The organism is Myxococcales bacterium (genome assembly GCA_016720545.1).
GTDB lineage: Bacteria > Myxococcota_A > Polyangia > Polyangiales > Polyangiaceae > JAAFHV01.
The window spans coordinates 556,602-578,347 of the sequence record JADKKK010000003.1; the positions used below are offsets into that span (position 1 = coordinate 556,602).

Here is a 21,746-nt window from a genome sequence, read left to right on the forward strand (position 1 = left end):
CGCGCGGACTCGGGCTCGCCGCCCGATCCTGCGGATCAGCTGCCCCGCGCGCCCGGCAGGGGGCACGACTCTCGGCCGGTCTTCTCGTCGTACTGCTGGTGGTAGTCCTCCGCCTTCCAGAAGACCTTGAGCGGCGCGAGCTCGGTGGTGATGGGGCGGGGGCGGCGGGTCTGCTCGGCCGCCATCGACGCCCGCGCGGCCGCGTCCTGCGCCGCCGAAAACGTGTAGATTGCACTCCTGTATTGGTCGCCCACGTCGGGCCCCTGGCGGTTCTTCGTCGTGGGGTCGTGCGAGCTCCAGAAGGTCTCGAGCAGCTTGAGGTAGGTGACCTGGCCGGGGTCGAACTCCACGAGGACGACCTCGGCGTGGCCGGTGCCGTGCGCGCACACCGTCTCGTAGGTAGGGGCCTCGGTGTGGCCGCCCGCGTAGCCGACCGCGGTCGCGACCACGCCCGGGACACGGCGGAAAGTGTTCTCCGAGCCCCAGAAGCAGCCCTCGGCGAAGGCGGCGAGCTCGTGGCCAGGCGCGGGAGAGAGCGGCGTGCCGCGCCCCGCGTGCCCCGGATCGGCGCCGATCTTGGGCACAGTCTTCGCCGCCACGCCTAGCGCGAGGGTCGCGTCGGCGGGTGCCGTGGTCGCGCCGCCGCGGCATCCCGCCAGGGTCGCCAGCGCGGCGACGGCGACGGCAGAGGTGAACGCGGAGGTGAGGATTCCAGGGATGATCGCGCGCATGCTCACCCCTACGCGTGGCGCGTGGCGCGGTATCGCGGCGCGACGCCGCGAGGCCACGACACCGAGGGCCGTGTAGAGTCAGCGCGAGATGGAACCTGTCGATCCGCGCGCGCTCCGGCCGCACTACGGCGCTTTTCTCCGACCTGGCCGCGTGCTCCTCACCGGGCACTCCCACCAGGCCTGGCCGGACGCGGCACGCGCGGGCCACCTCGAGGCGTTCGAGGCCGCGGCGGCGCACGTCGACGACAAATGGGCGAGCGCGTTCGAGGCCGCGGGGGCCGTCCGGGCGAGCGTCGCGTCCCACCTCGGCGTGCGCCCCGGCTCGGTGGCGCTGGGCGCGAGCACGCACGATCTGGTGGTGCGGCTGCTGTCCGCTCTGCCGCTCGGCAGGAGACGCCACGTCGTGGCGACCGCCGGCGAGTTTCACACCCTGTACCGCCAGCTGACCCGCCTCGCCGAGGAGGGCGTCGAGGTCGAGCTCGTCCCGACCGAGCCCGTCGCGACGCTCGCGGAGCGCTTGGCGGCGGCCGTCCGCGACGACACGGCCGCGCTGTTCGCTTCGACCGTCCTCTTCGAGAGCGGCGCGGTGGTCCCGCACCTCGCCGACGCCGCCGTCGCCGCGCGGGCTCGCGGGGCCGAGGTCGTCTTGGACGCGTACCACCACTTCATGGTGAGGCCGCTCTCGGCCTCGGACTACGCGGGCGGCGACGTGTTCGTCCTCGGCGGCGGCTACAAGTACGCGCAGTGGGGCGAGGGCGTGTGCTTCATGACCGTGCCCGCGTCGTGCGCGCTGCGCCCGGTGGTGACGGGCTGGTTCTCCGACTTCGCCGGCCTCGGGGCGCCCCGAGGCCAGGGCCCGGTGGGGTACGGGCCGACCCTCGCCGACCGCTTCGCGGGCTCGACCTACGACCCCACGAGCCACTTCCGCGCGCGCGCCGTCGCGGCGTTCTTCTCCACGCAGGGCCTCACACCTGGGCGCCTCGAGGAGAGCTACATGCGCCAAACAACACGTATTTTTGAGGGCCTTGCGGGCGCGGGGCTCGCGCTCGTCTCCCCCACCGACGCGCTCGCTCGCGGCGGGTTCGTGGCCGCGCGCCTCGCGAGCCCGGACGCGGCATCGGCGGTGGTGAAGGGCCTCCGCGACGAGGGCGTGTGGGTCGACGCCCGCGGCCCGTTGGCGCGCCTCGGGCCCGCGCCGTACGTCACGGACGACGAGCTCGACCTCGGGGTGGAGGCGTTCGTACGCCACGCGCTGGCTGCGCGGTCGTGAGCGAGCCGTCGTTTCGAGCGTAGGCGCCCTCGCGTGCTCAGCGCGCGAGGAGCGCCCGCAGCGCCGCGAGCGGATCGAACCCGAGCACGCCCGCGAGGTCGGTGTCGCCCGCCGCCGCGCCCACCGTGTCGCGGAGCAGCGAGAGCACCGGCTCGAGCCTGCGCACGGCGGGGAGCCTCCCGATGCGCTCGGCCGCGAACCTCGCCCCGTCGATGCCGAGGGCGAGCGCGATGGCGGGCGGCACCGGGGACACGGACACCTCGCGGATGGCCACCGCGCGGCCCCACTCGCCGGGTCGGGCCTCGCGCTGGAGGCGCTGGAAGGTGTCGACCTCGGCGAAGACGCCCAGCGCGAGCGGGCCGTAGAGCTCCTCGACGGTACGTGCGAGATACATGTCGTCTCGGCGCCAGTCACCCGAGAGGTGCCCCGTGCGAGGGAGCACCTCCGCGGGCCCGGCGAGGACATCGAAGCCGCTGCCCTGCCGACGGAGCACGGCCATCGTGTAGAGCTCGCCCTGGTCGAAGAGGCCGAGCATCACCGACTTGCCCGACGGGCACACCGAGTCGAGGGCGCGACGCACCACGGTCTGCGTGGGCGGCGGCACGCCGTGCAGGCGACGCGGCCAGCGCTCGAGCAGTCCCTCGGCGGTCATCTGCTGCACGATCCCCACGAGCGTGAGCGCCTGCGCCGTGAGGTCGTCGCTGCGCCGGAGCCGCGCGCCGAAGCGCTCCATGATCTCCTCGAGGGCGTAGCGCTCGGCGGCGATCGCGAAGCTCGCGCCGTGGCGCGCGGCGAGCTCCGGGAGCGGGGTCGGCCAGGGACCGCCCGGCGTGAGCCGGCCGCGCTTCGTGTGGACCAGCTTCCGGATGACGCCGCCCTCGTGGAGCACGAAGAGCCCGCCGCGCGCCCGCTCGGCCTCGCGATCCTCGGTGCGCGCCCGCGGCTTCCACAGCGCGAGGAACCGAGACCACGACTCGTGGGTCCACCCTTCGAAGCGAACGTCGGCGGTCAACATGGGCTGAAAAACAAAGACCCCAAGCGCGCCCGTTCTGCAATCGTTTCCCGCGAGCCCGCGGCGTGTCGCTTCGCCGAGCGGCGCCGCCTCGTGGGCTGCTAGGTTCGCGCCGTGGACGCCACCCCCACGACCGCCGAGTCGCTCTTCCTCTCCCACTTCCTGCCGCTCTACCCCGAGTCGGCCCGCGCCGACCTCGGGCTCGCCCGGGCGACCGACGCGAACCCGGGCAAGAACCCCGCGCTCGTCGACCAGCTCGAAGACACGGCGCTGCGCTTCGCGGCCCTCTTTCCGCGGCTGGTAGAGGGCGCCGTCCTCGACTTCTCCGACGCCAGCGTGCACCGGCTGAGCGCGTCGCTCACGAGAGAGCGCCGCGAGGCCTGGGCGAGCGACGGCGGCGCCGCGGGGGCGGCCGACAACACGCTCTTCAACGTGGTGGTGCATGGCGCCGCGTACGTGGCGGCGTGCATCGTCAAGAACCACGGCGGCCGCTGGGCGGTCCGCAACCCGCTCTGGGAGAGCCTGGTGTCGCTCACCTCGCGCGCGGGCACGGGCGATCTGCCCGTGTTCCACTGGTGGCTCAAGGCGCTCTCCGACGCGGCGCTGGCGGGCGAGGCGAACCTCTCGGACCGGTACCGAGCGCAGGTCGAGCTCCCGTGCGCGCGCCCCGAGACCTGGCCGCGATTGTTCGAGGGCGAGCGGTCGCTGCCGCGCATCACCAAGGTGCGGTACGACGTGCTGCACAAGTACCTGAAGGCGCACGTGCCCGAGGTCCGTGATCTCGGCGTGGTGTTCCCCTCCCCGGAGCGCTTCGACGAGCTCGGCTTCAAGTGGCTCGACGTGCGGGCGCTCGGCGACAACCGAGTGCTGCTCATCTCGGGCCTCGCGCGCGCCGGGTTTCACCTCTTCTTCCTGACGGCGTCCGGCTTCGACAAGGCACTTTACTATCCCGCCGACTCGTTCCCCGAGCCGGTGGTGCGCCCCCGCGGCGACAAGCTGGAGGTGCACCTCGCCGTCGGCACCCAGCCGGTCGTCCACGAGATGCTCTACTGGGGCCTGTAGCAGCTCGCTCGCGCCGCCCGCGGGCGCCGACCGTGCGGCGGTTTTCGCGCGCCGTGGTAGAGAGTCCCCATGACCGCGAAGGCCGAGACCCCCGCGCCAAAGCCCGATGAGACCCCCGCGAAGAAGGCCGACCCGTCGGATGGCGCGTTCTACGTCGTGAGCCTCGCCGTGGTCGTGCTCGCGCTCCTCTTCGGCTTCTTCGGGCTCCCCAAGATGTTCCGCACGGCGCACGCCGAGCGCATCGGGAAAGTGGCGCCCGACTTCACCCTGCCGGTCCTCTCCAACGGGGACGCGCTCGGCCCGAAGACCGAGCAGATCGCGCTCGCGTCGCTCAAGGGGCGGCCGGTGCTGCTCGACTATTGGGCCACGTGGTGCGGCCCCTGCCAGGCCGAGGCGCCCGTCGTCGATCGCATCTACCGTCGCCACAAGGAGCGCGGCCTCGTGGTCCTCGGCGTGAACGTGAACGCGAAGAACGACCTCGACTCGGTGGCGCCCTGGGTTCAGCGCAAAGGGCTGAGCTTCCCCATCCTGCACGACTTCGACAACTCGGGGTCGGCCGCGTTCAACGTCACGAACATCCCCACGCTGGTGCTCATCTCGCGCGAGGGCAAGGTGGTCGCGATCCGCACCGGCGTCACGAGCGACGAGGACCTCGATCGCCTCGTGAAGGAAGCCCTGTAGCGTCGGCTGCTGACCGGCCTCGGCTCGGCCTCGGGTCCGCGGCGGCGCCGAACGCGCCGGGGCGCGCGGCCGCCCGGGGCGCCCCGGCGGGTTTCCCTTCCTTGGCCACGAAGCGTGCGCAATCATGCGGGCGTGTCGGATGACGAGACCCACGGCCCAACTCCGAGGCCCTTCCCCCCCTTTCCGTCGGTCAAGGCGCCGCCGCCGGGACGCGGCCTCGACCCGCGCCAGGCGCACGCGCTGAAGCTCGACGAGGGGCTCGCCGGCAGGCTGCCGACCGCGGTCGACACCGGCGTGGGCTTCCGGGCTTCCGCGGTCGATCTCGGAGAATTGAAGGAGCTCATCGAGGGCGGCACCCGGCGGCTCACCCTCCAGCAGCTCCACACGCGCTGGGACGACGACGTGCGCGGCTTCATCCACTCGGTCGTGACGAGCTGGGTGCAGCGCCCCCGCGACATCGCGGGCGAGCTGCTCGCCGATCGGGTGCGCGTGCGCTTCGTGACGCAGGACGACCACGGCGAGTACTCGTACGCGTTCGACGTCTTCCCAAGGAGCCCGTGACCGCGAGCGACGCGCTCGGCGCGGCCGAGATCGCGCTGCTACGCGAGGTGCGCCTGTCCGACGAGGACCACGGCGGGCTCGACTCGCGCGAGCTCTCCCGCGACGAGTACGACACCATGGACCGCCTCTGCGCGCTCGGGCTGGTCGAGGCGATCGGCGAATACGGCGAGGCGCCCGACGGCGAGGAAGACGAGCGCGAGGCGGGCGACTCCGAGATCGTCTACCGCGTCACCGGCGCCGGGGTGGCGGCGCTCGCGGAGCGTGGCTGAGGTGGGGCAGCCGGTGCGGCGTGGGTGTGAGGGCGTTCCCCCCTCACGCTCCCCCCTTCGCGGCGCGTGTTGTCGGCGTGGCTGAGGCGCGCGAGCGGCGAAAGAGAGGGCGCCGCTGCGATGAACGGGCGTGGCCGCCGTGCGTCAGTCGTGAGAGTGCGCCGCGTCGGTGGCGGCGTCCGCCTGGGGCTTCGCGTCGGTCGCGGCGTCGCCCGAGCCCGCGTCGGCGGTCACCGGCGGCGCGGCCTTGCAGAGCGCGAGGCAGGAGTCCTTCTTCGCCACGCACGCCTCGTCGCTCGTCGCCGACTCCGCCGCTTCGTGGCACTCGTGGATCTGCCCGGTGCCCGGATCGACCGGGTGGCAGGCGTCGATGATGGCGAGGCACGTGGCGAACGAGGTCGTCCCGTGGGAGTGATCGTCCGAGCACCCCGCCCCGACGACGAGGGCCATGGTCGCGAGGGCGGAGGCGAAGAGCAGGGAGCGCAGGGAGCGCAGGGAGCGCAGGGAGCGCAGGGAGCGCAGGGAGCGCAGGGAGAACGAGGCGAGCGACGGCGACTTCATGGCGCCAGGGAACCACGTCACGCGCGCCTACCCATGCGACCCGTTGTCGCACCATGTTCCTGCCGTGCTCCCTTCGGTCGCGTGGCCTAGGCACGCCGCTCGCCTGCGGCTCGCTTGCATGTTCATGCAACTTGCATGCAGTTCTACTGGGGAGCCCCGAGTGGTTGCGTGGCGACGGACGCCTCACCAGTTCCACGGCGTCGGCGGCGGCCACAAGCCTTCGGCGCTGCCGTTCGCAAAGAAGTACTCCGCCCAGCGCCGCTCCGTCTGGGCGGCCTCGCCGGTGAGGCGCGGATTGATCGGCGGCGCGCGGAGCGTGCCCTTCTTGAGGCCTTCTTCCATCGTGGCTGCGAACGGACGCTCGAGGAAATACGCAGCTTCCCTATCGAACTCGCCCAACAAGAGCCTCGTCGCCTCGGCCTCGCCCTTGTTGCTCTCGATCTCGACCCTGACCGAGAGCGGCTCGTCGAGCACGATGGGCGGGGAGGTCGCGAGGGTGATGCGCTGCCGGACCTTCGCCGTCCAGATGGTGAAGTGGTCGGTCTTGGTCGTGGTCGACGTCTTCATCACGGGGCGTTGAGCGGGCGGGAGCTTCTGGATTTCGTCGGCGATCCGCTTCTCTTGCGCTGCGACCAGCGGTCGTAGCTCCGCGGCGCGGCGCTCGGCCTGCCCCTGTTGGAGCACGGCCGAGCCACACTGGACCTTCGAGTAGACCGGCCCACCGACCCGGCTGTTCGCGCCGGTCTTGCCGGGGTCGACGCCCTCGAACTTGTCGCAGCCTCGGTTCGCCTTCGCCGTCTCGATGTCCTTCTCGACCGCGGCGAGCTCGCTCCGCAGCTCTCCGAGCCTTCGATCCAGCTCGCGGAGCGGGGCGAGCGCCGCCTCGCGCGCCGGGTTCGCTTCTTGAACCGTGAAGTTCTTCGAGACGGTGCTCGTCGAGCGGGTGTTCCCCGCGCGCTTCACGTCGGAGATGCTGCGCGGGCCGACCGTCACCGCATAGAGGGTCCTGCCCGCCGCGACCGCGTGTTGCTTGAGCGCGTCTGGCTGGTACAGCCTGCCGTCCGACATGCAGTATCGGTAGCCGGGCGGGGCGTTCGCGCTGAGGCCGCCTCGAAACCAATAGGCCGTCTCAGGGACTTGTCTCCCCCAATCGACGAGCGGCATCGCGCGTCCACACGCCGGCAGGAGCGCTCGCAGGAGGCCGTCCCGCGTGTGTCTCGTCAGCGCGTCGTTGACGTCGTCGACGGAGATGCTGAATTTGAGGTGGTAGTAGATGCCGGCCGCGGTGAACGGGGCTTCGGCCTCCAACTTCGCCGTGCGCGCGAGGAACCGCGAGAACCCGGGCTTGTTGAGCAGCGTCAGCGGGCTCACCTTCGTGCGGTCCAGCTCGGCGAGCTGGGCGTCTCCGAGGGCGGCCTCCTTGTCGCTCGCGATCTTGGCCGCGGCGCTCTGACGCGCGGCGACTTCTCGGTCGCGTACGGCCTCGCGAGCCATCACACGCGCGTGCGCCGCCTGGTCGAAGACTTTGTAGGAGGCTCGGGCGGTTTTGTCGCGGGTTCCGTTGATGTCTTCGGTCGCGCCTCTCCACCCGACGGCGACGAGGCGGCTTCCCTCGAAGACCCACTCGAGCGTCACCGGGACGTCCCGCCTTCGCCCGTCGTCGTACAGCGGCGCGTCCGTCCGGAGGATCGTCACGTGATAGACCTCGGGGCCTCCGGTGATGCGCTCTCCGACTCGATCGACGAACACCTCAGCGGGCAACGCGGCGGCCTGTTGCTTGAGGGTCGCGAGGTCGGTCCCTGCGATGGGCATCCCCGCGACCGACTTGCCCGCCTCGAAGTCCGTGAAACGCACGCTCGACACGCCGCCGCCACACCCTGCGAGCAAGAGAGCGGCGAGGGCACCGAGCGAGAAGAAGGCGCGCATCGTTCGATGTTCTCGTGCGCGTGGCCGCGACGCAACCTCACTGGTCGTCGTGGGCGCGCCGCCCCGCGGGCACGCGGGGACGAGAGCCTACTTGAGGAGCCAGCCGAACAGCAGCTGCTTGGTGGCCTGTCGGGACACCTGCGCGATGCTGTCCACCAGGGGGATCTCCTTCGGGCAGACCTCGACGCAGTTCTGCGCCTTGCCGCAGTCGGCCACGCCGCCCTCGCCCATCAGGGTCTCGAGGCGCTCGGCCGCGTGCATCTTGCCGCTCGGGTGCAGGTTGAAGAGGCGCACCTGGCTGATGGCGGAGGGGCCGATGAAGCTCGACCCTTCGTTCACCTGCGGGCACGCCTCCATGCAGCAGCCGCAGGTCATGCAGCGCGAGAGGGGGTAGGCCTCCTCCTGGTTCTCGGGCGACTGCCGCGGCGCCGGGCCGAGCTCGTGCGAGCCGTCCAGGTTGATCCAGGCCTTCACCTTCTTGAGATCGTTGAACATTCGGCTGCGGTCGACGACGAGGTCCCGCACGAGCGGGAACTTGGTCATCGGCGCGAGCTCGATCGGCTCGCCGTTCGGGGAGAGCTGATCGATGAGCGCGGTGCAGGACTGCCGCACCTTGCCGTTCACGAGCATCGTGCAAGCGCCGCAGACCTCCTCGAGGCACACGGACTCCCACACGACGGGCGCCACGGTCTTTCCCTGGACGGTGACCGGGTTCCGCTGGATCTCCATCAGGACGCTGATGACGTTCATCTGCGGGTGCCACTCGACGTCGAACTCCTCGACGCGCTTGGTCTCGGGGGAGTGCGGCCCGTCTTGGCGGTGGACGCGCACGCGCTGGGTCTTCGCGGACTTGTTGGTTGCCATGGTGGTGTCGTTCTCCTCAGGCGCTCGCGCCTGCGTCCTTTGCGGCGTCCTTGGGCTCGGCCTTCGCGCCGGTCGCGGTGGCGCTCGCGGCGCCCGCGGTCTCGTACTTGCGCGCGCGGGGCGTGACGAGCGAGATGTCGACCGCGTCGGTGACGTGAACGCTCTTGCCGAGCAGGTTGTAGTCGACCGACCGCACGAAGTTGACCTCGCTCTTTCCGCCGTCGCCCTCCTTGTAGAGGGCCATCGTCGTGCGGAGCCAGTTCTCGTCGTCGCGGGTCTTGAAGGCGGGCTTGAAGTGCGCGCCGCGCGACTCGTCGCGGTTCTTCGCGCCGGTCGCGATGACGCGCGCGATGATGAGCATGTTCTTCAGGTGCCGCACGAACTGCGTGCCCTGGTTGGCGCGCGGGCTCGTGTCGGTCACGCCGATGTTGAGGTAGCGCTCCTCGAGCTCGCTCACCTTCTCCAGCACCTTGTCGAGCACGTCGTTGTGCCGCTCGATCGTGACGTCGCGGAGCATGGTGTCGCCGAGCTCCTTGTGGAGCACGTACGCGTTCTCCTTGCCGTCCATCTTGAGGATGGCCTCGTAGCTCTTCTGTTCGCGCTTCTCGGCCTGCTCGAACACCGAAGAGGAGAGGTCCCACGAGCTCTTCTGCAGGTTCGCGCGGTAGGTGGCCATCGCCGGGCCGGTGACGAGGCCGGCGTAGATGCACGACAGGAGCGAGTTGGCGCCGAGGCGGTTTGCGCCATGGTACTGGTAGTCGCACTCGCCGGCCGCGTAGAGGCCCTCGATGTTGGTCGCCTGGTTGCGGGGGGAGCCCTTGACGAGGCCTCCGTCCGCGGAGCGCTCGAAGTCGACCCAGAGTCCGCCCATCGAGTAGTGCACCGCGGGGAACACTCGCATCGGGTTGTGGTACGGGTCCTCGCCGACGAACTTCTCGTAAATTTCGAGAATTCCCGCGAGTTTACGACGCAGCGTGGCCTCGGGGATGTGGGTCAGATCGAGGTAGACCTCGTTCTCGTTCTTGCCGCTCTTCTGGTTGAAGACGCCCCGGCCGTCGTGGAAACATTTGAGGAACAGCTCGCGGCTCGCGATGTCGCGCGGCACGAGGTTGCCGTAGCCGGGGTACTTGTGCTCGAGGAAGTAGTCGCGGTCGCGCTCGGGCACGTCCTTGCCGCGGCGCTTCTCCTTCGGGTCCTTGGGCACCCACACGCGCCCGCCCTCGCCGCGCGCGCTCTCGGAGATGAGGCGCAGCTTGTCGGCGCCCGGGATGGCGGTGGGGTGCACCTGGATGCACTCGCCGTTGCCGTAGACCGCGCCCTGCCGGTACACCGCGCCGGCGGCGGTGCCCGTGTTGATGACGCTGTTCGTGCTCCGGCCGAAGACGATGCCGGGGCCGCCGGTGGCGAGGCACACCGCGTCGCCCGGGAACGACTCGATCTGCATCGACTTCAGGTCCTGCGCCACGATCCCGCGCGCGCGCCCCTCGTCGTCCAGCACGAGCGACAGGAAGTCCCAGAACTCGAACTTGCGGACCATCTTCTCGCCGCGGATGACGATGCCCTTGTCGTCCTCCACGTCGACGGTCTCGTAGCGCCGCACCTGCTCGTCGAGCGCGTAGAGCAGCTGCTGACCGGTGGTCGCGCCCGCGAACGCCGTGCGGTGGAAGAGCGTGCCGCCGAAGCGCCGGAAGTCGAGGAGCCCCTCGGGCGTGCGGTTGAACGGCACGCCCATGCGGTCGAGCATGTAGACGATGCCCGGCGCCGCGTCGGCCATGCCCTTCACGGGGGGCTGGTTGGCCAGGAAGTCACCGCCGTAGACGGTCTCTTCGAGGTGCACCTGGGGCGAGTCGCCCTCGCCCTTCGTGTTCACGCTCGCGTTGATGCCGCCCTGCGCGCACACCGAGTGCGATCGCTTGACCGGCACGAGTGAGAACAGGTCGACCGGGACCCCCGCCTCGCAGAGCTTGATGACCGTGGTGAGGCCGGCGAGCCCGCCGCCGACGACGATGACGCGGCGGACTTTGCCGGATTCTGAGGTGGTGGTGGCCTTGGCTGCCATGGCGACTTGCGACTCCTAGCTGACGTTGCGGGGGCGGACGGCGAGACGAGACGGACGAGACGGACGAGACGAACGAGCGACACACGGACGAGACGGACGAGACGGCGCGCGGGCAGCGTTCATGGGCAAGCGCTCCCCGCGGGGGCAGACGTGAGCGACGCGGGGAGGCGCGCGCCCGTGGCCACCGAGAGGACCGTGGAGGCGCCAACCAGAAAGAGCAAGGCCCCAAGCACCGCCGCGACGCGCGAGAGGCGGCGCTGCGCGGCGCGCGAGGTCACGAGGCCCCAGGTGAGGGCGAAGGTGACGAGCCCGTTGGCGAGGTGAAACACGCTGGCCGCGATGCCGAGGAGGTAGCCGATGGCGATGACGGGCAGGCCGGCCGTCACGGCGGACAGGTGGGCGACGAGCGTGTCGTAGAACGCGAGCTCCGACATGCCGAAGAGCCACTTCTGGACGCGAAGCTCCCACAGGTGGGCGAGGACGAAGGCGAAGGTGACGACGCCCGTGAGCCGCTGGAAGACGTAGGCCCACGCCCGCGCGTAGGGATAGGCGGCCACGTTGGCGCGGCCCCGCGTGGCCAAGTAGACGCCGAAAATCGCGTGAAATGCGAGCGGGAGCAGCACGCCGAGCACCTCGACGGCGGGCAGCATGGGCGTGCGCTGGATCTCGCCCACAGCGTGGTCGAAGGGCGCGCGGCCCCCGAGGAGCGACGCGTTCGTCCACAGGTGGACCGCGAGGAACAGCCCGAGGGGCGCCACGCCGGAGAGCGAGTGGAGCCGCCTGAGCAGGAAGGCACGCCGCCGGCCCCCGAGCGAGCCGCTCGCGGCGTGCTCGCCGCCCGGCGCGGCCGTCGCTGAACCTGTAGACACGGTTCGCATCTAGAAGAAGGGGGCGCCGACGTCAAGGAGCGTGGAGGGCGCCGAGGGGCCCCCTGAGCTCACGTATCCACTGATTATCACAATACAATTGTGCCGACGCTGCGGCTCGCCCGCCCGCGGCGAAGACGCCCGCCCCCCGTGCTCCGCGCGGCGCGCGGGGCGAGCGCGCCCCGGCAGCCCGGCCGGTCCGTTCGTTCACGGGCTGCTAAGCTCCCCGGCGATGGGCTCCTCGACGTCGCGACGCGCCGCCCGTGCGGTCGCCGTGGTCGGCGCGCTCGCCGCGTGTGCGGCGTGTGCGGCGTGCGGCAGAGGCGCGCGCGACGCACGGCCGGTGTACGCGACGGCCAGCACGATGGAGGCGACGCTCGCCTTCGAGGAGCTGCGCGACGCGTGGGAGCGGCGCGACGTAGGCGCCGACCGTCAGCGCGAGGCGCTCGAGCGGCACCTCAAGCGCTTCCCGGGGGACGGGACGGCGACCACGGCGCAGCTCTACCTCGCGTTCCTGCTCATGCAGGCGGGCGAATATTACAAGGCCGACGCGCTGCTCGCGCTCCTCGAGTCGAACCCCAGGGCCCTGCGCGCCGGCCCGGAGCGCGACATGTTCGCCGTGGCGCGGGCCAAGTCGCTGCGGCACCGCGGCGCCCACCCGCAGGCGCTCGCGCTGCTCCAGCCGCTCGCCGGCAAGGCCGTCGACGAGACCCTCCGCGGCATCTTCCTCGAAGAGCTCTGCCTCGCGGCGCTCGGCGCTGGCGAGGACTACGAGGCGATCGGCTACATGGACGCCTGGCTGCGCGGGGTGTCCGAGGACAAGCGCGTCGCGAGCCGCGCGAAGATCGCAGCCGGCCTCGAGGGCATGCCGGCCGGCGTGCTCCAGGCCACCTACCGCGCCATGCGCACGGCCCAGCAGACCGGCTACAGCGCGGAGATCCAGCGCCTGGTCGCGATGAGGGTCGCCGCGATCGTCGTCCAGAACGAGGACGCGACGCTCGCGCGATGGCTCCTCGACGTGACGCCCGGGGGATCCGACGCGCTCGGCGACTCGGGCCCCACGATCCTCGAGCTCGCCGCGAGCCGACGAGGCCTCCGCGAGGTGCAGGGCCGCACCGTCGGCCTCTTGCTCTCCACGGGCGACGCGGAGCGCCGAGAGGCCGCCGCCGCCGTGCTCCGCGGGGTCTCTTGGGCCCTCGAGCTCCCGAAGGCGCCGGCGGCGCGCACCGACCCGCTCCGCCTCGTGGTGCGGACCGACGCGAGCGAGGGCAAGGGGTTGGCCTCCGACCTGGCGATGGAGGAGCTCTTCGGCGAGGGCGCCGGGGTGGTGCTCGCCGGCCTCGATGGGCGCTCGGCCGACCACGCGCTCAAGTGGGGCGAGGACCACGGCCTCCCGGTCGTTCTCCTGCATCCCCCCGCGCGCCAGCCAGTCCCCACCCAGGCGGGCTACGTGATCGGCGAAGCGCGGGCGACGCAGGCCGCCATGCTCGCGCGCGCGCTGGCCCCGCTCGGCGATCGGCGGGTGCAGCTGCTCACCACCTCGCGGGGGAAGGGCCGCGACGCGCTCGAGGCGGCCCTGGCGCTCGGCGGACTCGGCAGGGCACGTGAGACGGTCGACTGCGACGCCGAGGCGCCGCGCCCGGGCATGCCGCGATTCCCCTTCGAGGCCTGGGCGAAGGAGCGCGTCCGCACCTTCGTGGTCGCGGGCGCGAGGGAGTGCCTGACCGACACGCTGGCCGAAATCAAGCTCGCGACGCGTGGCGCCGCCGCCGGTCCAAGACCGCTCGTCGGCGTGGTGCTCGACACCGAGCCGCCCGCAGAGCCCTCCCCTGCCCCCGCGCCGCGGGTGTTCGCCGTCAGCGCGGGCATCCTGCCGCTCGAGCGGGACCGCGTCGCCGCCCTTGGTGATCCGGAGGTCGCTGCATATTACAACGAATTCGGTCAGGTGCCTGGGTGGTGGGCCGCGCTCGGGCGCGACGCGGGGATCCTCGCGCGCCAGGCCGTGAGCGTGCTGCCCTCGAACACCACGGCAGACCCCAAGGCGGTCGCCCAGCGCCACGCGATCGTCGCCGCCGCGCTCGGCCGAGCGCAGGCGCCTTTGTGGACCACCGAGGCCAGCGGCTTCGCGGGCCAGCGCGTGCTCTCGCGCTCACTGCGGGTCGTGGAGCTGAAGTAGACGAGCTGACGTAGACGAGCTGACGTAGACGAGCTGACGTAGACGAGCTGACGTAGACGAGGCGCGATCCTGGGGCCCAAGCCGTGACTGCGTCAGCGCGCGGCCTCCGCCGAAGCGTCGACCACCACCAGCCGGTACGACGCCATGTCGAGGTGAAAGTGGTCCGCGTGGCCCGGGTAACCCGGGCCGAGCACCACGCGAAACAGCGACGTGTCCCGCGCGAGCCGGAGCGCGAGGCGGTGCAAGAAGCGGCGGTGCAGCGCGCGCACGGGAGACTCACGCCCACGGGCCGCCCCGACCGCCCCGAAATGGGCGGCCACGCTCACGTCGAAGGCGCCTCGGAGCGCGCGCGGCGCGCCGGCCGGCAGCGCCGCCCCAGGGGGCAGCGCGCCGAAGCTGAAGGCGTCGACGTCGATGGCGTTGCCGAGGCCATGCTCGCTCACCAGGTGGGGATACGCCGGGATGCGCCGGCAGTTGAAGGTCCCCAGGTGGTGCATGCGGATCGGCGGGCGCCCGTACACCTCGATCGCCACGGCGCGCGCGGCGTCCTCGAGCCCGCGGAGCTTCGCGACGAACGCCGGGTGCACGCGGGCCGGCGCGTGGAAGCGCAGCGCGCTGCCCGAGTAGTCGGTGAGCGGCATGGCGGGGCAGCGCACCGGCCCCCGCGCGGGGATCTCCCGCGAGACCTCGTCGAGCGCGTAGGTGTCGTCGGCGCGCGCAGGCGATGTGTGAAGCGCGAAGCCGAGGACGACCGACGCGGCGACCGGAGCGATGCGTGCGACCGACGCGACCGACGCGACCGACGCGACCGACTGGTTCAGGAGGGTCATGAGGATTCCTCGCGCGAGCGGCGCGACCTGTGACCACCTTTCTCGGTGGCCGACGAGCGCGCGGCACATACCAAATAGTCAAGCATTCTCGGCTGATTGCGCCATCTTCTGTCGAGCCCACGTCACGCCTTCCACACGAGGAGCACGGCGAGGAGCGCGAACCCGAGCACGACGACCGCGAGGCCCACCACCACGCTGCCGGCGCTGCCCCGCTTGGCCACGATCGGGGTGCCAGCGCCCTCGCCGGCTTGCCCGTCGGCCTCGCCGTCCGCCTCGCGCACCGCGATCTCGATCGCGTCGCGCGCCTCGCGCACGGCGGCGAGGGCGAGCATCACCTCGATGACCGCGGCCGCCAGCAGCCCCGCGAGGCCCATGCCCACGCCCACGCGCTCGCGGAAGGTGTCGTCCCGACGGCGCGACGGGAGCCCATCGAGCAGCTCGGTGCGCACGAACCCGCTGCCCGGGTGCATCGACAGATCGGCCCGCTCCTCGCACGTGAGCTTGGCCGCGCGCTCCGACCCCGGAGGCTCGCCGGGGGACAGGGCGCGCACGCGGAAGGCCCGGGCTACCGTCGAGTCCTCGATGCGCTCGGCGCCGCGCGGATCCCCGGAGGTCACGAGCCAGTAGCGACCCGGCGGAAGCGCAGGCGCCTGGAACGTGGCGCTCGGGCCGAAGCGATCGGGCCGGAGAACGAGCGTGGTGCCGAAGACCCGGCCCTCGGCGCTGTCGATCTCCACGTAGGCCACGTCGCGCGTGGCGGGCGCGCGCACCGTCACGGGGAACGGCGTCACGCCGACGTCGCGCGGCGCCTCGACGAGGTTCGCGCCGTGCGCCACCGGCAGAGCCGCGAAGAGCGTGCCCTCTCGACCGTCCATCGCCTTGGCGGAGACCTGGAGCCCCACGGTGTGGAAGAGCGCGATGAGCTCGCCGAAGGCGTACCCCTCGCGGCAGGTGCGCGAGAACGGCTTGGCGTCCAGGCCCGGCTCGGGCGTCACGTTCACCTCGGCGCCGTCGACCGGCCTCCCGCGGTCGTCGGTGATCTTGGCCACCACGGGGACGGGCTGCCCGACCACCAGCCGCTCGTCGGTCACGAAGAGATCGACCGTGAGGCCCCCGGTCCGCTTCGTAGGCCGCGAGGGGGCGACGCGCTCGCGCGAGGCGGGGCCCGGCCCGAACGGTGGCGCGCCGGTCGAGGGCACGCGCACGTCGCCCTCGGCGAGGGGGAGGCGCTCGCCCGGCGCGGTCACCACCACGTGGAGCTCGTCGCCGGGGGCCACGTCGAGCGCGAGGCCGGCCTCTGCGACGCCGTCGTCGTTCGTATCCCCTCGAAATGTAGCGACTTTTCCGCTGCGTGTGGTCGCAGTGAGTGTGAGGTCCCGCGCCGTGACGGCCTCGCGCACGCCTCGATCGTCGACGAACGTGACGATCTGCCACGCCAGCGTGGTGCCGGCGGCGGTCTTGCCCGGCGGGGCGCCCCACACTGTGGCGGCGCGCACGGCGCCCTTCGCGCCGACGCGGAGGCCGAGCGCGAGCACCACCACCGCGAGGAGCGGAGTGACGACGAGGACGAAGGTGCGCAGGCGGCCGAGCACGCCGGCCCTCGGCCCGGGCGGGCGGCGTGGGTGCGCGCGCGGTCCGGGCGGGCGCGCCGCCGGCGGCTCTTCCTTCACTCCCATCGGACCGGCACCGTGTCTGGGCCGCTCTTCTCGACGGGCGCCCCGGACGCGACGCCGAGCGCGCCCGGCTTCAGCACCACGGCCCTCACCCCCGAGGCCGCGTGGACGACCACGCGCCCGTCTTTGCCCTCGAGGTCGACGAACGCGTCACTCGCGCCGGCACGCTCGAGGCGCACGCCGTAGGTCGAGGTGTCCTCCGCGCGCACGCTGCGAAAGGTGACGCGGGCGGGGTGCTCGGGCGCCACGGCGACGGCCGCGCGGCGCACCACCTCCGCCGCGAAGCGCTCGACGAGGCGCCCTTCGTGGCCCACCCCGGGAGCCCGATCGAACCGTACGGCGAACCCGCGCGCGCGGAGCGCTTGGTCGAGCAGCTCGCTCTGGCGGATGGGCGAGACCCGATCGGCCTCCCCGTGCACGAGCCAGATCGGCACGTGCCGCGCGTTGTCGATCACGTCGAGCGCGTTCACCGCGTGCGCGCCGGCCTCGTCGTGGAGGATCGAGCGCACGTACGTGGACAGATCGTAGCGCGCGTCGCCGAAGAAGCTCGTGACGCTGGCGAACCTGTCGGGGCGGTGGAGGCCGATGGTGGTCGCCCCGGCGCCGCCCATCGACGCGCCCCAGATCGACACGCGCCGCGGATCGACCGGCAGCGCGTGACCGAGGGCCTCGAGCGCGCGCATCACCTCGGCCTCGGCCTCCGCGACGTAGAGAGAGTTGCCGAGCCCCGAGGGGTGGAGCAGCACCACGTCGAGGCGCTCCGCCTCTTGGACCAAATGCGTGTACTGTGCATACGTCCAGATCCCGCCGTTCCACGGGTGGACGCCCACGAGGACGCTCGCGGGTCGAGCGCGGTCGTGGGCCTTGGGCACGTACACGGCCGCCACGCCGCCCCCGCGCGCCGTCGACGGACTAGGGAACGCGAGGCTGGAGAATCCCCACGGCCCGCGCCCGGGCTCGCCCGCGCGCGGCGCCTCGCCACACGCGACGCGCCGCTCGTACGGCGACACCACGACGTCGATCGCCACGTCGACCCGCCCGCCGGGCAGCGGCGCGACGAACGGCCCGGACGCCGCGGTAGGGCGCGTCGACGCCGCGTCCCCTGGCGCGCGGACCTCACGCCCGGCCACGCGTACGGCGCGCCGGCCGCCGCACCACGGCACGCGGAGGGCGCGGCCCTCGGCCGTGAACGAGAGGGTCACGAGGCCAGGCTCGAGGCGCTTGACGGCCAGCTCGTCGAACACGACGTTCTCCGTGCGCTTTCCGCGCGCCAGCACCATGTGGGCGATCGCAGGCCCGTCCACCGTCGCGTGCTCGAGCGGATCGCCGGGGCTCGGCTCGGCGTCGGCGCGCGCGGCCGCAGGCGCCACCAGGGCACCCGCGAGGGCGCAGATCGCGACCCGCGCCGCGCGGGCCGCACGATCCGCGCGCGGGAGGCGCGTTCGCCGAGAGCCGGTCACCGCGGCTCTTCCTCGCGCCGCGACCTCAGGTAGGGCAAGACCTTGGCGCGGAACGCGTCGGTCCACGCGGTGGAGGTCCGCGTGGCGACGTCGATGCGCACGAGCGCGCGCGTGCCCACCGCGAAGTCGACGTCCTCGTCCATGGGCATCACGCAGAAGCCGAAGACGAGGCTCGAGCGCCCGAGCCGCTCGATCCAGATGCGCACGCGGACTTCGCCGGTCCCCACCACCGGACGCAGGTACTCGATGTGGTTTTCCCGCACGAGGTGCTGGGCGTCGACGTTCTCCTGCATGTCGCGCCAGCTGCCCCAGCCCAGGCGCTGCCAGAACGAGCCGATCGTCCGCTCGATGAGGAGCAAATAACGTGCGTTGTGCAATATCTGGAACGCGTCGAGATCGTCGAAGTAGATGCCGTGGACGTTCTCGTGGAAGCGGACGCCGGAGGAGAGGGTGGTCACCTCCCACACGATAGCGGAAGTGGAGGCCGACCGTGCCCCCGGGGACCGTTTCGTCGGTTCTAGCCGCGCCGCTCGCCCGGGCTCGCTTGCATGTTCATGGCGAGACCTCGCCTTCGGCTCGGGCACGCCATCGACCTTGGTTCGCCCCTTCGGGGCTCACTTTCAGGTTCCTCTTGTCAACCCTGGAGAAAGAGTCCTAAACCCGCATCCACCATGTCCGAAGCCACCGCCGACGCCCCCACGAAGACCACCGACGGCGCGTTCCTGCGCTCCCGGCTCGGCAGCTTGTTGGCCGTGTTCCCGCTCGGCGTGTGGACCGTGGGCCACTTGTGGAACAACCTCGCCGCCTTCAAGGGCGGCGGCGCGTGGCAGAGCGCCGTCACCGAGTACCCGCACCCCCTCGCGCACCTCGCGACGATGATCGTGGTGCTCCTGCCCCTCGTGCTCCACATGATCTGGGGCATGGCGCGCATGGCGCAGGCGCGCCCGAACCTGCACCGGCACGTGTCGTTCAACAACCTGAAGTACGTCGTGCAGCGCCTCTCGGCGATCGGCCTCATGCTGTTCCTCGGCGCGCACATCTGGCTCGCGATGCTCCACCCCCGCTTCGTGGAGGGTCACCCCGAGCCCTTTGCCGACATCGCCGGGCAGATGCGGCACCACGGGCCGACGCTCGCGGTCTACGTGCTCGGCACGCTCGGCGTGTCGTTCCACCTCGCGAACGGCCTCCACACCTTCGCGATGGGCTGGGGCGTCGTGGCGAGCCGCCGCGCTCTCCGCAAGCTCGACGCCGCCGTGATCGGTCTGTTCCTCGCCCTGCTCGGCATGGGGTGGGCGGTGATCTACGCGCTCTGGTCCGCCGGCGCCTGACCCTCGCTCGACGGGAAAAATCGACGCGGTCGAGCGGGCGGTGATCGATCCGCGCCGGCGGCACACCAGACCCCGCGAACCCCATCACGACCGCCCCGCGGGGCCGCGGGAGTTTTCTCATGCACGCTTCGTCCGCTGCCCCTCCCTCCCTGGCGACGCCTCACGGGCTCGGGCGCCTCGCTCTTGCGGGCGCCGTCGTGCTCGCCCTCCTCGCGCTCCACTGCGGCGGAGGCACCCAGGGCGCCGACACGGGCGCGGTGTGCCCGCCGGGCTCGACGCTCACCTACGCGAGCTTCGGCAAGCCGTTCATGGACAACTACTGTGTCTCTTGCCACTCGGGCAAGGAGCGCCCGAACCTCGACTCGGCGACCTCCGTCAAGCGCGAGATCCGCGGGATCCTCAGCACCACGGCCGCCGGCCCCAAGGCCACGAACGACTCGATGCCCACCGACAGCGACGTCCCTCAGGACGAGCGCGTGAAGCTCGGCGAGTGGCTCGCCTGCGGCGCTCCGTAAACGGGAGGGCGGCGCTAGATCATCTCGAAGTACCGCGAGTGGATCGCCACGGTCACGAGGACCGCCACCTCGCGCGGCACACCGTCGGCCGCCTCCACCACGAAGCGATCCCGCACGTGCGTGAGGCCCTCGCGCTTCTTCACCTCGATGGCCACCTTGCCGGCGGCGTCGGCGCACCTGAAGTCGTACTCGAGCGCGAGCACGCCCGCGTCGGCGGTGTAGGTCTCGCTTCCCACCTTGAGCGCGAGGGTCTTCTTGAACGCGATCGACGGGAAGGTCACGCTCGCGACCTCCTTGCGCTCGCCGTCGAGCACGTGGAACGCGGTCTTGTTGAAGTTGCCCTCCAGGCTCGCGAGCTCCTTGTCGCTCCCGTCGACGATGGCGAACCGCGGCGTGAGGCTCATCGGCGCGCCGCGCACGGTGAGCGCCACGTCTTCTTTGCCCTTTTCGCGCACGTCGTACGTCGTCGCGACGGCCGCCAAGCGCTGAACAACCTCGTACTGACCCATGGTGGTACCTTTCTCGTGTCGCTCGTGTCGCTCGTGTCGCTCGTGTCGCTCGTGTCGCTCGTGTCGCTCGTGTCGCTCGTGTCGCTCGTCGTAGGGGTTCGCGGCGACGCGTGACCGCTTTGCGGCGGCGCTCGCGCACGGTCACGAGCAGCGTACGGGCGCCGAGGCGCCGCGGGGAACAAATCTCCACGGTTTCGTGGTACCCGTCCATGCCTGGAGGGATCATGCTCACTCGCCGAAGGTTCACGCTCTCGCTCGCCACGCTCGGCCTCGTGGTCGTCGCCGCCGCCGGCTCCACCGGCTGCGAGAAAAAGAGCGACGATCTCGTGGTCGGCGCGTTCCTCTCGCTGTCCGGCAGCGACTCCACCTTCGGCACCGACACCCGCGACGGCATCGAGCTCGCGCTCGACGAGACCAACAAGGCCGGCGGCGTGAAGGGCAAGAAGGTCAAGGTCCTTTACGAGGACGACAAGTCTCTCCCGCAAGAGGCGTCGAACAAGGTCCGGCAGCTCATCGACCGCGACAACGTGCTCGCGATCCTCGGCGAGGTGGCGTCGAGCCGCACGATGGCCGGCGGTCTCATCGCGAACACGAAGAAGGTGCCGCTCGTCACGCCTTCGTCCACGGCGGTCGAGGTCACGAAGGACCGCGAGTACGTCTTCCGCGTGTGCTTCACCGACGACCAGCAGGGCGACGTCGCGGCGCGCTTCGTGTTCGAGACCCTCAAGAAGAAGAAGGTCGGCCTCTTCTTCGCCGCCCAAGACAACTACTCGTCCGGCCTGGCGGCCTCTTTCAAGGAGCGCTTCGTGAAGCTCGGCGGCCAAATCGTCGTCGACAAGGGGTTTCAGAAGGGCGAGACGAACTTCACGACCTACCTCTCCGAGCTGAAGTCGAAGGACCCGGAGGTCATCTTCGTACCTGTATACTACAACGACATGGTGCAGATCGCGCGGCAGGCCAAGCAGGCCGGCATCCCCGGCACCACGTTCGTCGGCGGCGACGGCTGGGACTCGGCGGAGCTCACGGAGGGTGCGGGCGCGGAGCTCGAGGGCGCCTACTTCACGAACCACTACGCGCCAGACGTACCGTGGAAGAACTCGGCGGCCTTCGTGACCGCGTTCAAGGCCCGCTTCAACCGCGAGCCGACGAGCCTCGCGGCCCAGGGCTACGACGCCGCGAAGCTCCTCTTCGACGCCATCAAGCGCGCGCCCGAGACCAACCGCGAGGCCATCAAGGTGGCGCTCGCCGACACGAAGAACTTCGAGGGGGCCACCGGGCAGCTCACGATCGACAAGAACCACAACGCGAACAAGCCCATCGTCGTGGTCCAGATCAAAGGCAAGAAGTTCAAGTTCACGACCCAGCTCATGAGCCAGTAGGCGGAAGGCTCGGG

Annotated in this window: 21 protein-coding genes; 9 read left to right on the forward strand and 12 right to left on the reverse strand. The window is 71.5% G+C overall.

Translation table 11 applies throughout. From position 1 onward, the window contains the following. Positions 1-35: 35 nt before the first annotated feature. Complete coding sequence (gene msrA, locus IPQ09_09530) at positions 36-731, reverse strand: peptide-methionine (S)-S-oxide reductase MsrA (GenBank protein MBL0194441.1); 696 nt, start codon at positions 729-731, stop codon at positions 36-38. An 88-nt stretch (positions 732-819) separates the two neighbouring features. Between msrA and IPQ09_09535 the strand changes: the two genes are divergently transcribed. Beyond that, positions 820-2,001, forward strand: a complete 1,182-nt coding sequence (locus IPQ09_09535) for a kynureninase (GenBank protein ID MBL0194442.1) — start codon at positions 820-822, stop codon at positions 1,999-2,001. Between the two features lie 37 nt (positions 2,002-2,038). On the opposite strand, the gene IPQ09_09540 is transcribed toward IPQ09_09535, so the two are convergent. Next, positions 2,039-3,016 carry a hypothetical protein gene (locus tag IPQ09_09540; protein MBL0194443.1) on the reverse strand — a complete coding sequence of 326 codons (978 nt, stop codon included), beginning with the start codon at positions 3,014-3,016 and terminating at the stop codon, positions 2,039-2,041. Positions 3,017-3,127: 111 nt separating this feature from the next. On the opposite strand from IPQ09_09540, the gene IPQ09_09545 reads away from it, so the two are divergent. From IPQ09_09545 to IPQ09_09560, 4 genes are all read left to right on the forward strand, one after another. Beyond that, positions 3,128-4,075 (forward strand): hypothetical protein, encoded by a 948-nt coding sequence (locus tag IPQ09_09545; protein ID MBL0194444.1) that lies wholly within the window; start codon positions 3,128-3,130, stop codon positions 4,073-4,075. A gap of 69 nt (positions 4,076-4,144) precedes the next feature. Then, a complete protein-coding gene (locus tag IPQ09_09550; GenBank protein ID MBL0194445.1) occupies positions 4,145-4,756 on the forward strand; it encodes a TlpA family protein disulfide reductase in 612 nt (203 codons plus the stop codon). Positions 4,757-4,888: 132 nt separating this feature from the next. Then, entirely contained in the window at positions 4,889-5,317 is a 429-nt protein-coding gene (locus tag IPQ09_09555; GenBank protein ID MBL0194446.1) for a hypothetical protein, read from the forward strand. Further along, entirely contained in the window at positions 5,314-5,586 is a 273-nt protein-coding gene (locus IPQ09_09560) for a hypothetical protein (protein MBL0194447.1), read from the forward strand. Before IPQ09_09555 ends, IPQ09_09560 begins: the two co-directional genes overlap by 4 nt. Before the next feature lie 144 nt (positions 5,587-5,730). On the opposite strand, the gene IPQ09_09565 is transcribed toward IPQ09_09560, so the two are convergent. From IPQ09_09565 to IPQ09_09585, 5 genes are all read right to left on the reverse strand, one after another. Further along, positions 5,731-6,147, reverse strand: a complete 417-nt coding sequence (locus IPQ09_09565) for a hypothetical protein (protein MBL0194448.1) — start codon at positions 6,145-6,147, stop codon at positions 5,731-5,733. 183 nt (positions 6,148-6,330) lie between these two features. Then, positions 6,331-8,073: a hypothetical protein gene (locus IPQ09_09570; protein ID MBL0194449.1), complete on the reverse strand. Its 1,743-nt coding sequence runs from the start codon at positions 8,071-8,073 to the stop codon at positions 6,331-6,333. 87 nt (positions 8,074-8,160) lie between these two features. Beyond that, positions 8,161-8,937, reverse strand: a complete 777-nt coding sequence (sdhB, locus tag IPQ09_09575; protein MBL0194450.1) for a succinate dehydrogenase iron-sulfur subunit — start codon at positions 8,935-8,937, stop codon at positions 8,161-8,163. A 16-nt stretch (positions 8,938-8,953) separates the two neighbouring features. Further along, positions 8,954-10,996, reverse strand: a complete 2,043-nt coding sequence (gene sdhA, locus IPQ09_09580; protein MBL0194451.1) for a succinate dehydrogenase flavoprotein subunit — start codon at positions 10,994-10,996, stop codon at positions 8,954-8,956. Positions 10,997-11,115: 119 nt separating this feature from the next. Then, positions 11,116-11,865: a succinate dehydrogenase gene (locus IPQ09_09585; GenBank protein MBL0194452.1), complete on the reverse strand. Its 750-nt coding sequence runs from the start codon at positions 11,863-11,865 to the stop codon at positions 11,116-11,118. Between the two features lie 229 nt (positions 11,866-12,094). Between IPQ09_09585 and IPQ09_09590 the strand changes: the two genes are divergently transcribed. After that, the gene (locus IPQ09_09590) at positions 12,095-14,038 is read left to right on the forward strand and encodes a hypothetical protein (GenBank protein MBL0194453.1); all 1,944 of its coding nucleotides are present in this window, start codon (positions 12,095-12,097) and stop codon (positions 14,036-14,038) included. A gap of 92 nt (positions 14,039-14,130) precedes the next feature. Here IPQ09_09590 and IPQ09_09595 read toward each other — a convergent pair whose 3' ends face one another. The 4 genes from IPQ09_09595 to IPQ09_09610 form a co-directional block, all read right to left on the reverse strand. Beyond that, complete coding sequence (locus tag IPQ09_09595; protein ID MBL0194454.1) at positions 14,131-14,868, reverse strand: extensin family protein; 738 nt, start codon at positions 14,866-14,868, stop codon at positions 14,131-14,133. Between the two features lie 122 nt (positions 14,869-14,990). After that, complete coding sequence (locus IPQ09_09600; protein ID MBL0194455.1) at positions 14,991-16,460, reverse strand: hypothetical protein; 1,470 nt, start codon at positions 16,458-16,460, stop codon at positions 14,991-14,993. Positions 16,461-16,534: 74 nt separating this feature from the next. After that, complete coding sequence (locus IPQ09_09605; GenBank protein MBL0194456.1) at positions 16,535-18,001, reverse strand: prolyl oligopeptidase family serine peptidase; 1,467 nt, start codon at positions 17,999-18,001, stop codon at positions 16,535-16,537. Beyond that, complete coding sequence (locus tag IPQ09_09610) at positions 17,998-18,459, reverse strand: acyl-CoA thioesterase (protein MBL0194457.1); 462 nt, start codon at positions 18,457-18,459, stop codon at positions 17,998-18,000. The genes IPQ09_09605 and IPQ09_09610 overlap by 4 nt, the downstream gene beginning before the upstream one ends. 213 nt (positions 18,460-18,672) lie before the next feature. Here IPQ09_09610 and IPQ09_09615 point away from each other — a divergent pair, with 213 nt between their 5' ends. Continuing rightward, positions 18,673-19,329, forward strand: coding sequence for a succinate dehydrogenase (locus IPQ09_09615; GenBank protein ID MBL0194458.1), 657 nt, complete (start codon positions 18,673-18,675; stop codon positions 19,327-19,329). A 119-nt stretch (positions 19,330-19,448) separates the two neighbouring features. Next, positions 19,449-19,844, forward strand: a complete 396-nt coding sequence (locus IPQ09_09620; GenBank protein ID MBL0194459.1) for a hypothetical protein — start codon at positions 19,449-19,451, stop codon at positions 19,842-19,844. 14 nt (positions 19,845-19,858) lie between these two features. On the opposite strand, the gene IPQ09_09625 is transcribed toward IPQ09_09620, so the two are convergent. Continuing rightward, a complete protein-coding gene (locus tag IPQ09_09625; protein ID MBL0194460.1) occupies positions 19,859-20,353 on the reverse strand; it encodes a hypothetical protein in 495 nt (164 codons plus the stop codon). A gap of 224 nt (positions 20,354-20,577) precedes the next feature. Between IPQ09_09625 and IPQ09_09630 the strand changes: the two genes are divergently transcribed. After that, the gene (locus tag IPQ09_09630; GenBank protein MBL0194461.1) at positions 20,578-21,732 is read left to right on the forward strand and encodes an ABC transporter substrate-binding protein; all 1,155 of its coding nucleotides are present in this window, start codon (positions 20,578-20,580) and stop codon (positions 21,730-21,732) included. Positions 21,733-21,746: the final 14 nt, after the last annotated feature.

Bases quoted from the DNA above. Each gene is read 5' to 3' on its own strand.
- msrA (MBL0194441.1), bottom strand. From the start codon at position 731: ATGCGCGCGATCATCCCTGGAATCCTCACCTCCGCGTTCACCTCTGCC.
- IPQ09_09535 (MBL0194442.1), top strand. From the start codon at position 820: ATGGAACCTGTCGATCCGCGCGCGCTCCGGCCGCACTACGGCGCTTTT.
- IPQ09_09540 (MBL0194443.1), bottom strand. From the start codon at position 3,016: ATGTTGACCGCCGACGTTCGCTTCGAAGGGTGGACCCACGAGTCGTGG.
- IPQ09_09550 (MBL0194445.1), top strand. From the start codon at position 4,145: ATGACCGCGAAGGCCGAGACCCCCGCGCCAAAGCCCGATGAGACCCCC.
- IPQ09_09565 (MBL0194448.1), bottom strand. From the start codon at position 6,147: ATGAAGTCGCCGTCGCTCGCCTCGTTCTCCCTGCGCTCCCTGCGCTCC.
- IPQ09_09570 (MBL0194449.1), bottom strand. From the start codon at position 8,073: ATGCGCGCCTTCTTCTCGCTCGGTGCCCTCGCCGCTCTCTTGCTCGCA.
- sdhB (MBL0194450.1), bottom strand. From the start codon at position 8,937: ATGGCAACCAACAAGTCCGCGAAGACCCAGCGCGTGCGCGTCCACCGC.
- sdhA (MBL0194451.1), bottom strand. From the start codon at position 10,996: ATGGCAGCCAAGGCCACCACCACCTCAGAATCCGGCAAAGTCCGCCGC.
- IPQ09_09590 (MBL0194453.1), top strand. From the start codon at position 12,095: ATGGGCTCCTCGACGTCGCGACGCGCCGCCCGTGCGGTCGCCGTGGTC.
- IPQ09_09595 (MBL0194454.1), bottom strand. From the start codon at position 14,868: ATGACCCTCCTGAACCAGTCGGTCGCGTCGGTCGCGTCGGTCGCGTCG.
- IPQ09_09615 (MBL0194458.1), top strand. From the start codon at position 18,673: ATGTCCGAAGCCACCGCCGACGCCCCCACGAAGACCACCGACGGCGCG.
- IPQ09_09620 (MBL0194459.1), top strand. From the start codon at position 19,449: ATGCACGCTTCGTCCGCTGCCCCTCCCTCCCTGGCGACGCCTCACGGG.
- IPQ09_09625 (MBL0194460.1), bottom strand. From the start codon at position 20,353: ATGGGTCAGTACGAGGTTGTTCAGCGCTTGGCGGCCGTCGCGACGACG.
- IPQ09_09630 (MBL0194461.1), top strand. From the start codon at position 20,578: ATGCTCACTCGCCGAAGGTTCACGCTCTCGCTCGCCACGCTCGGCCTC.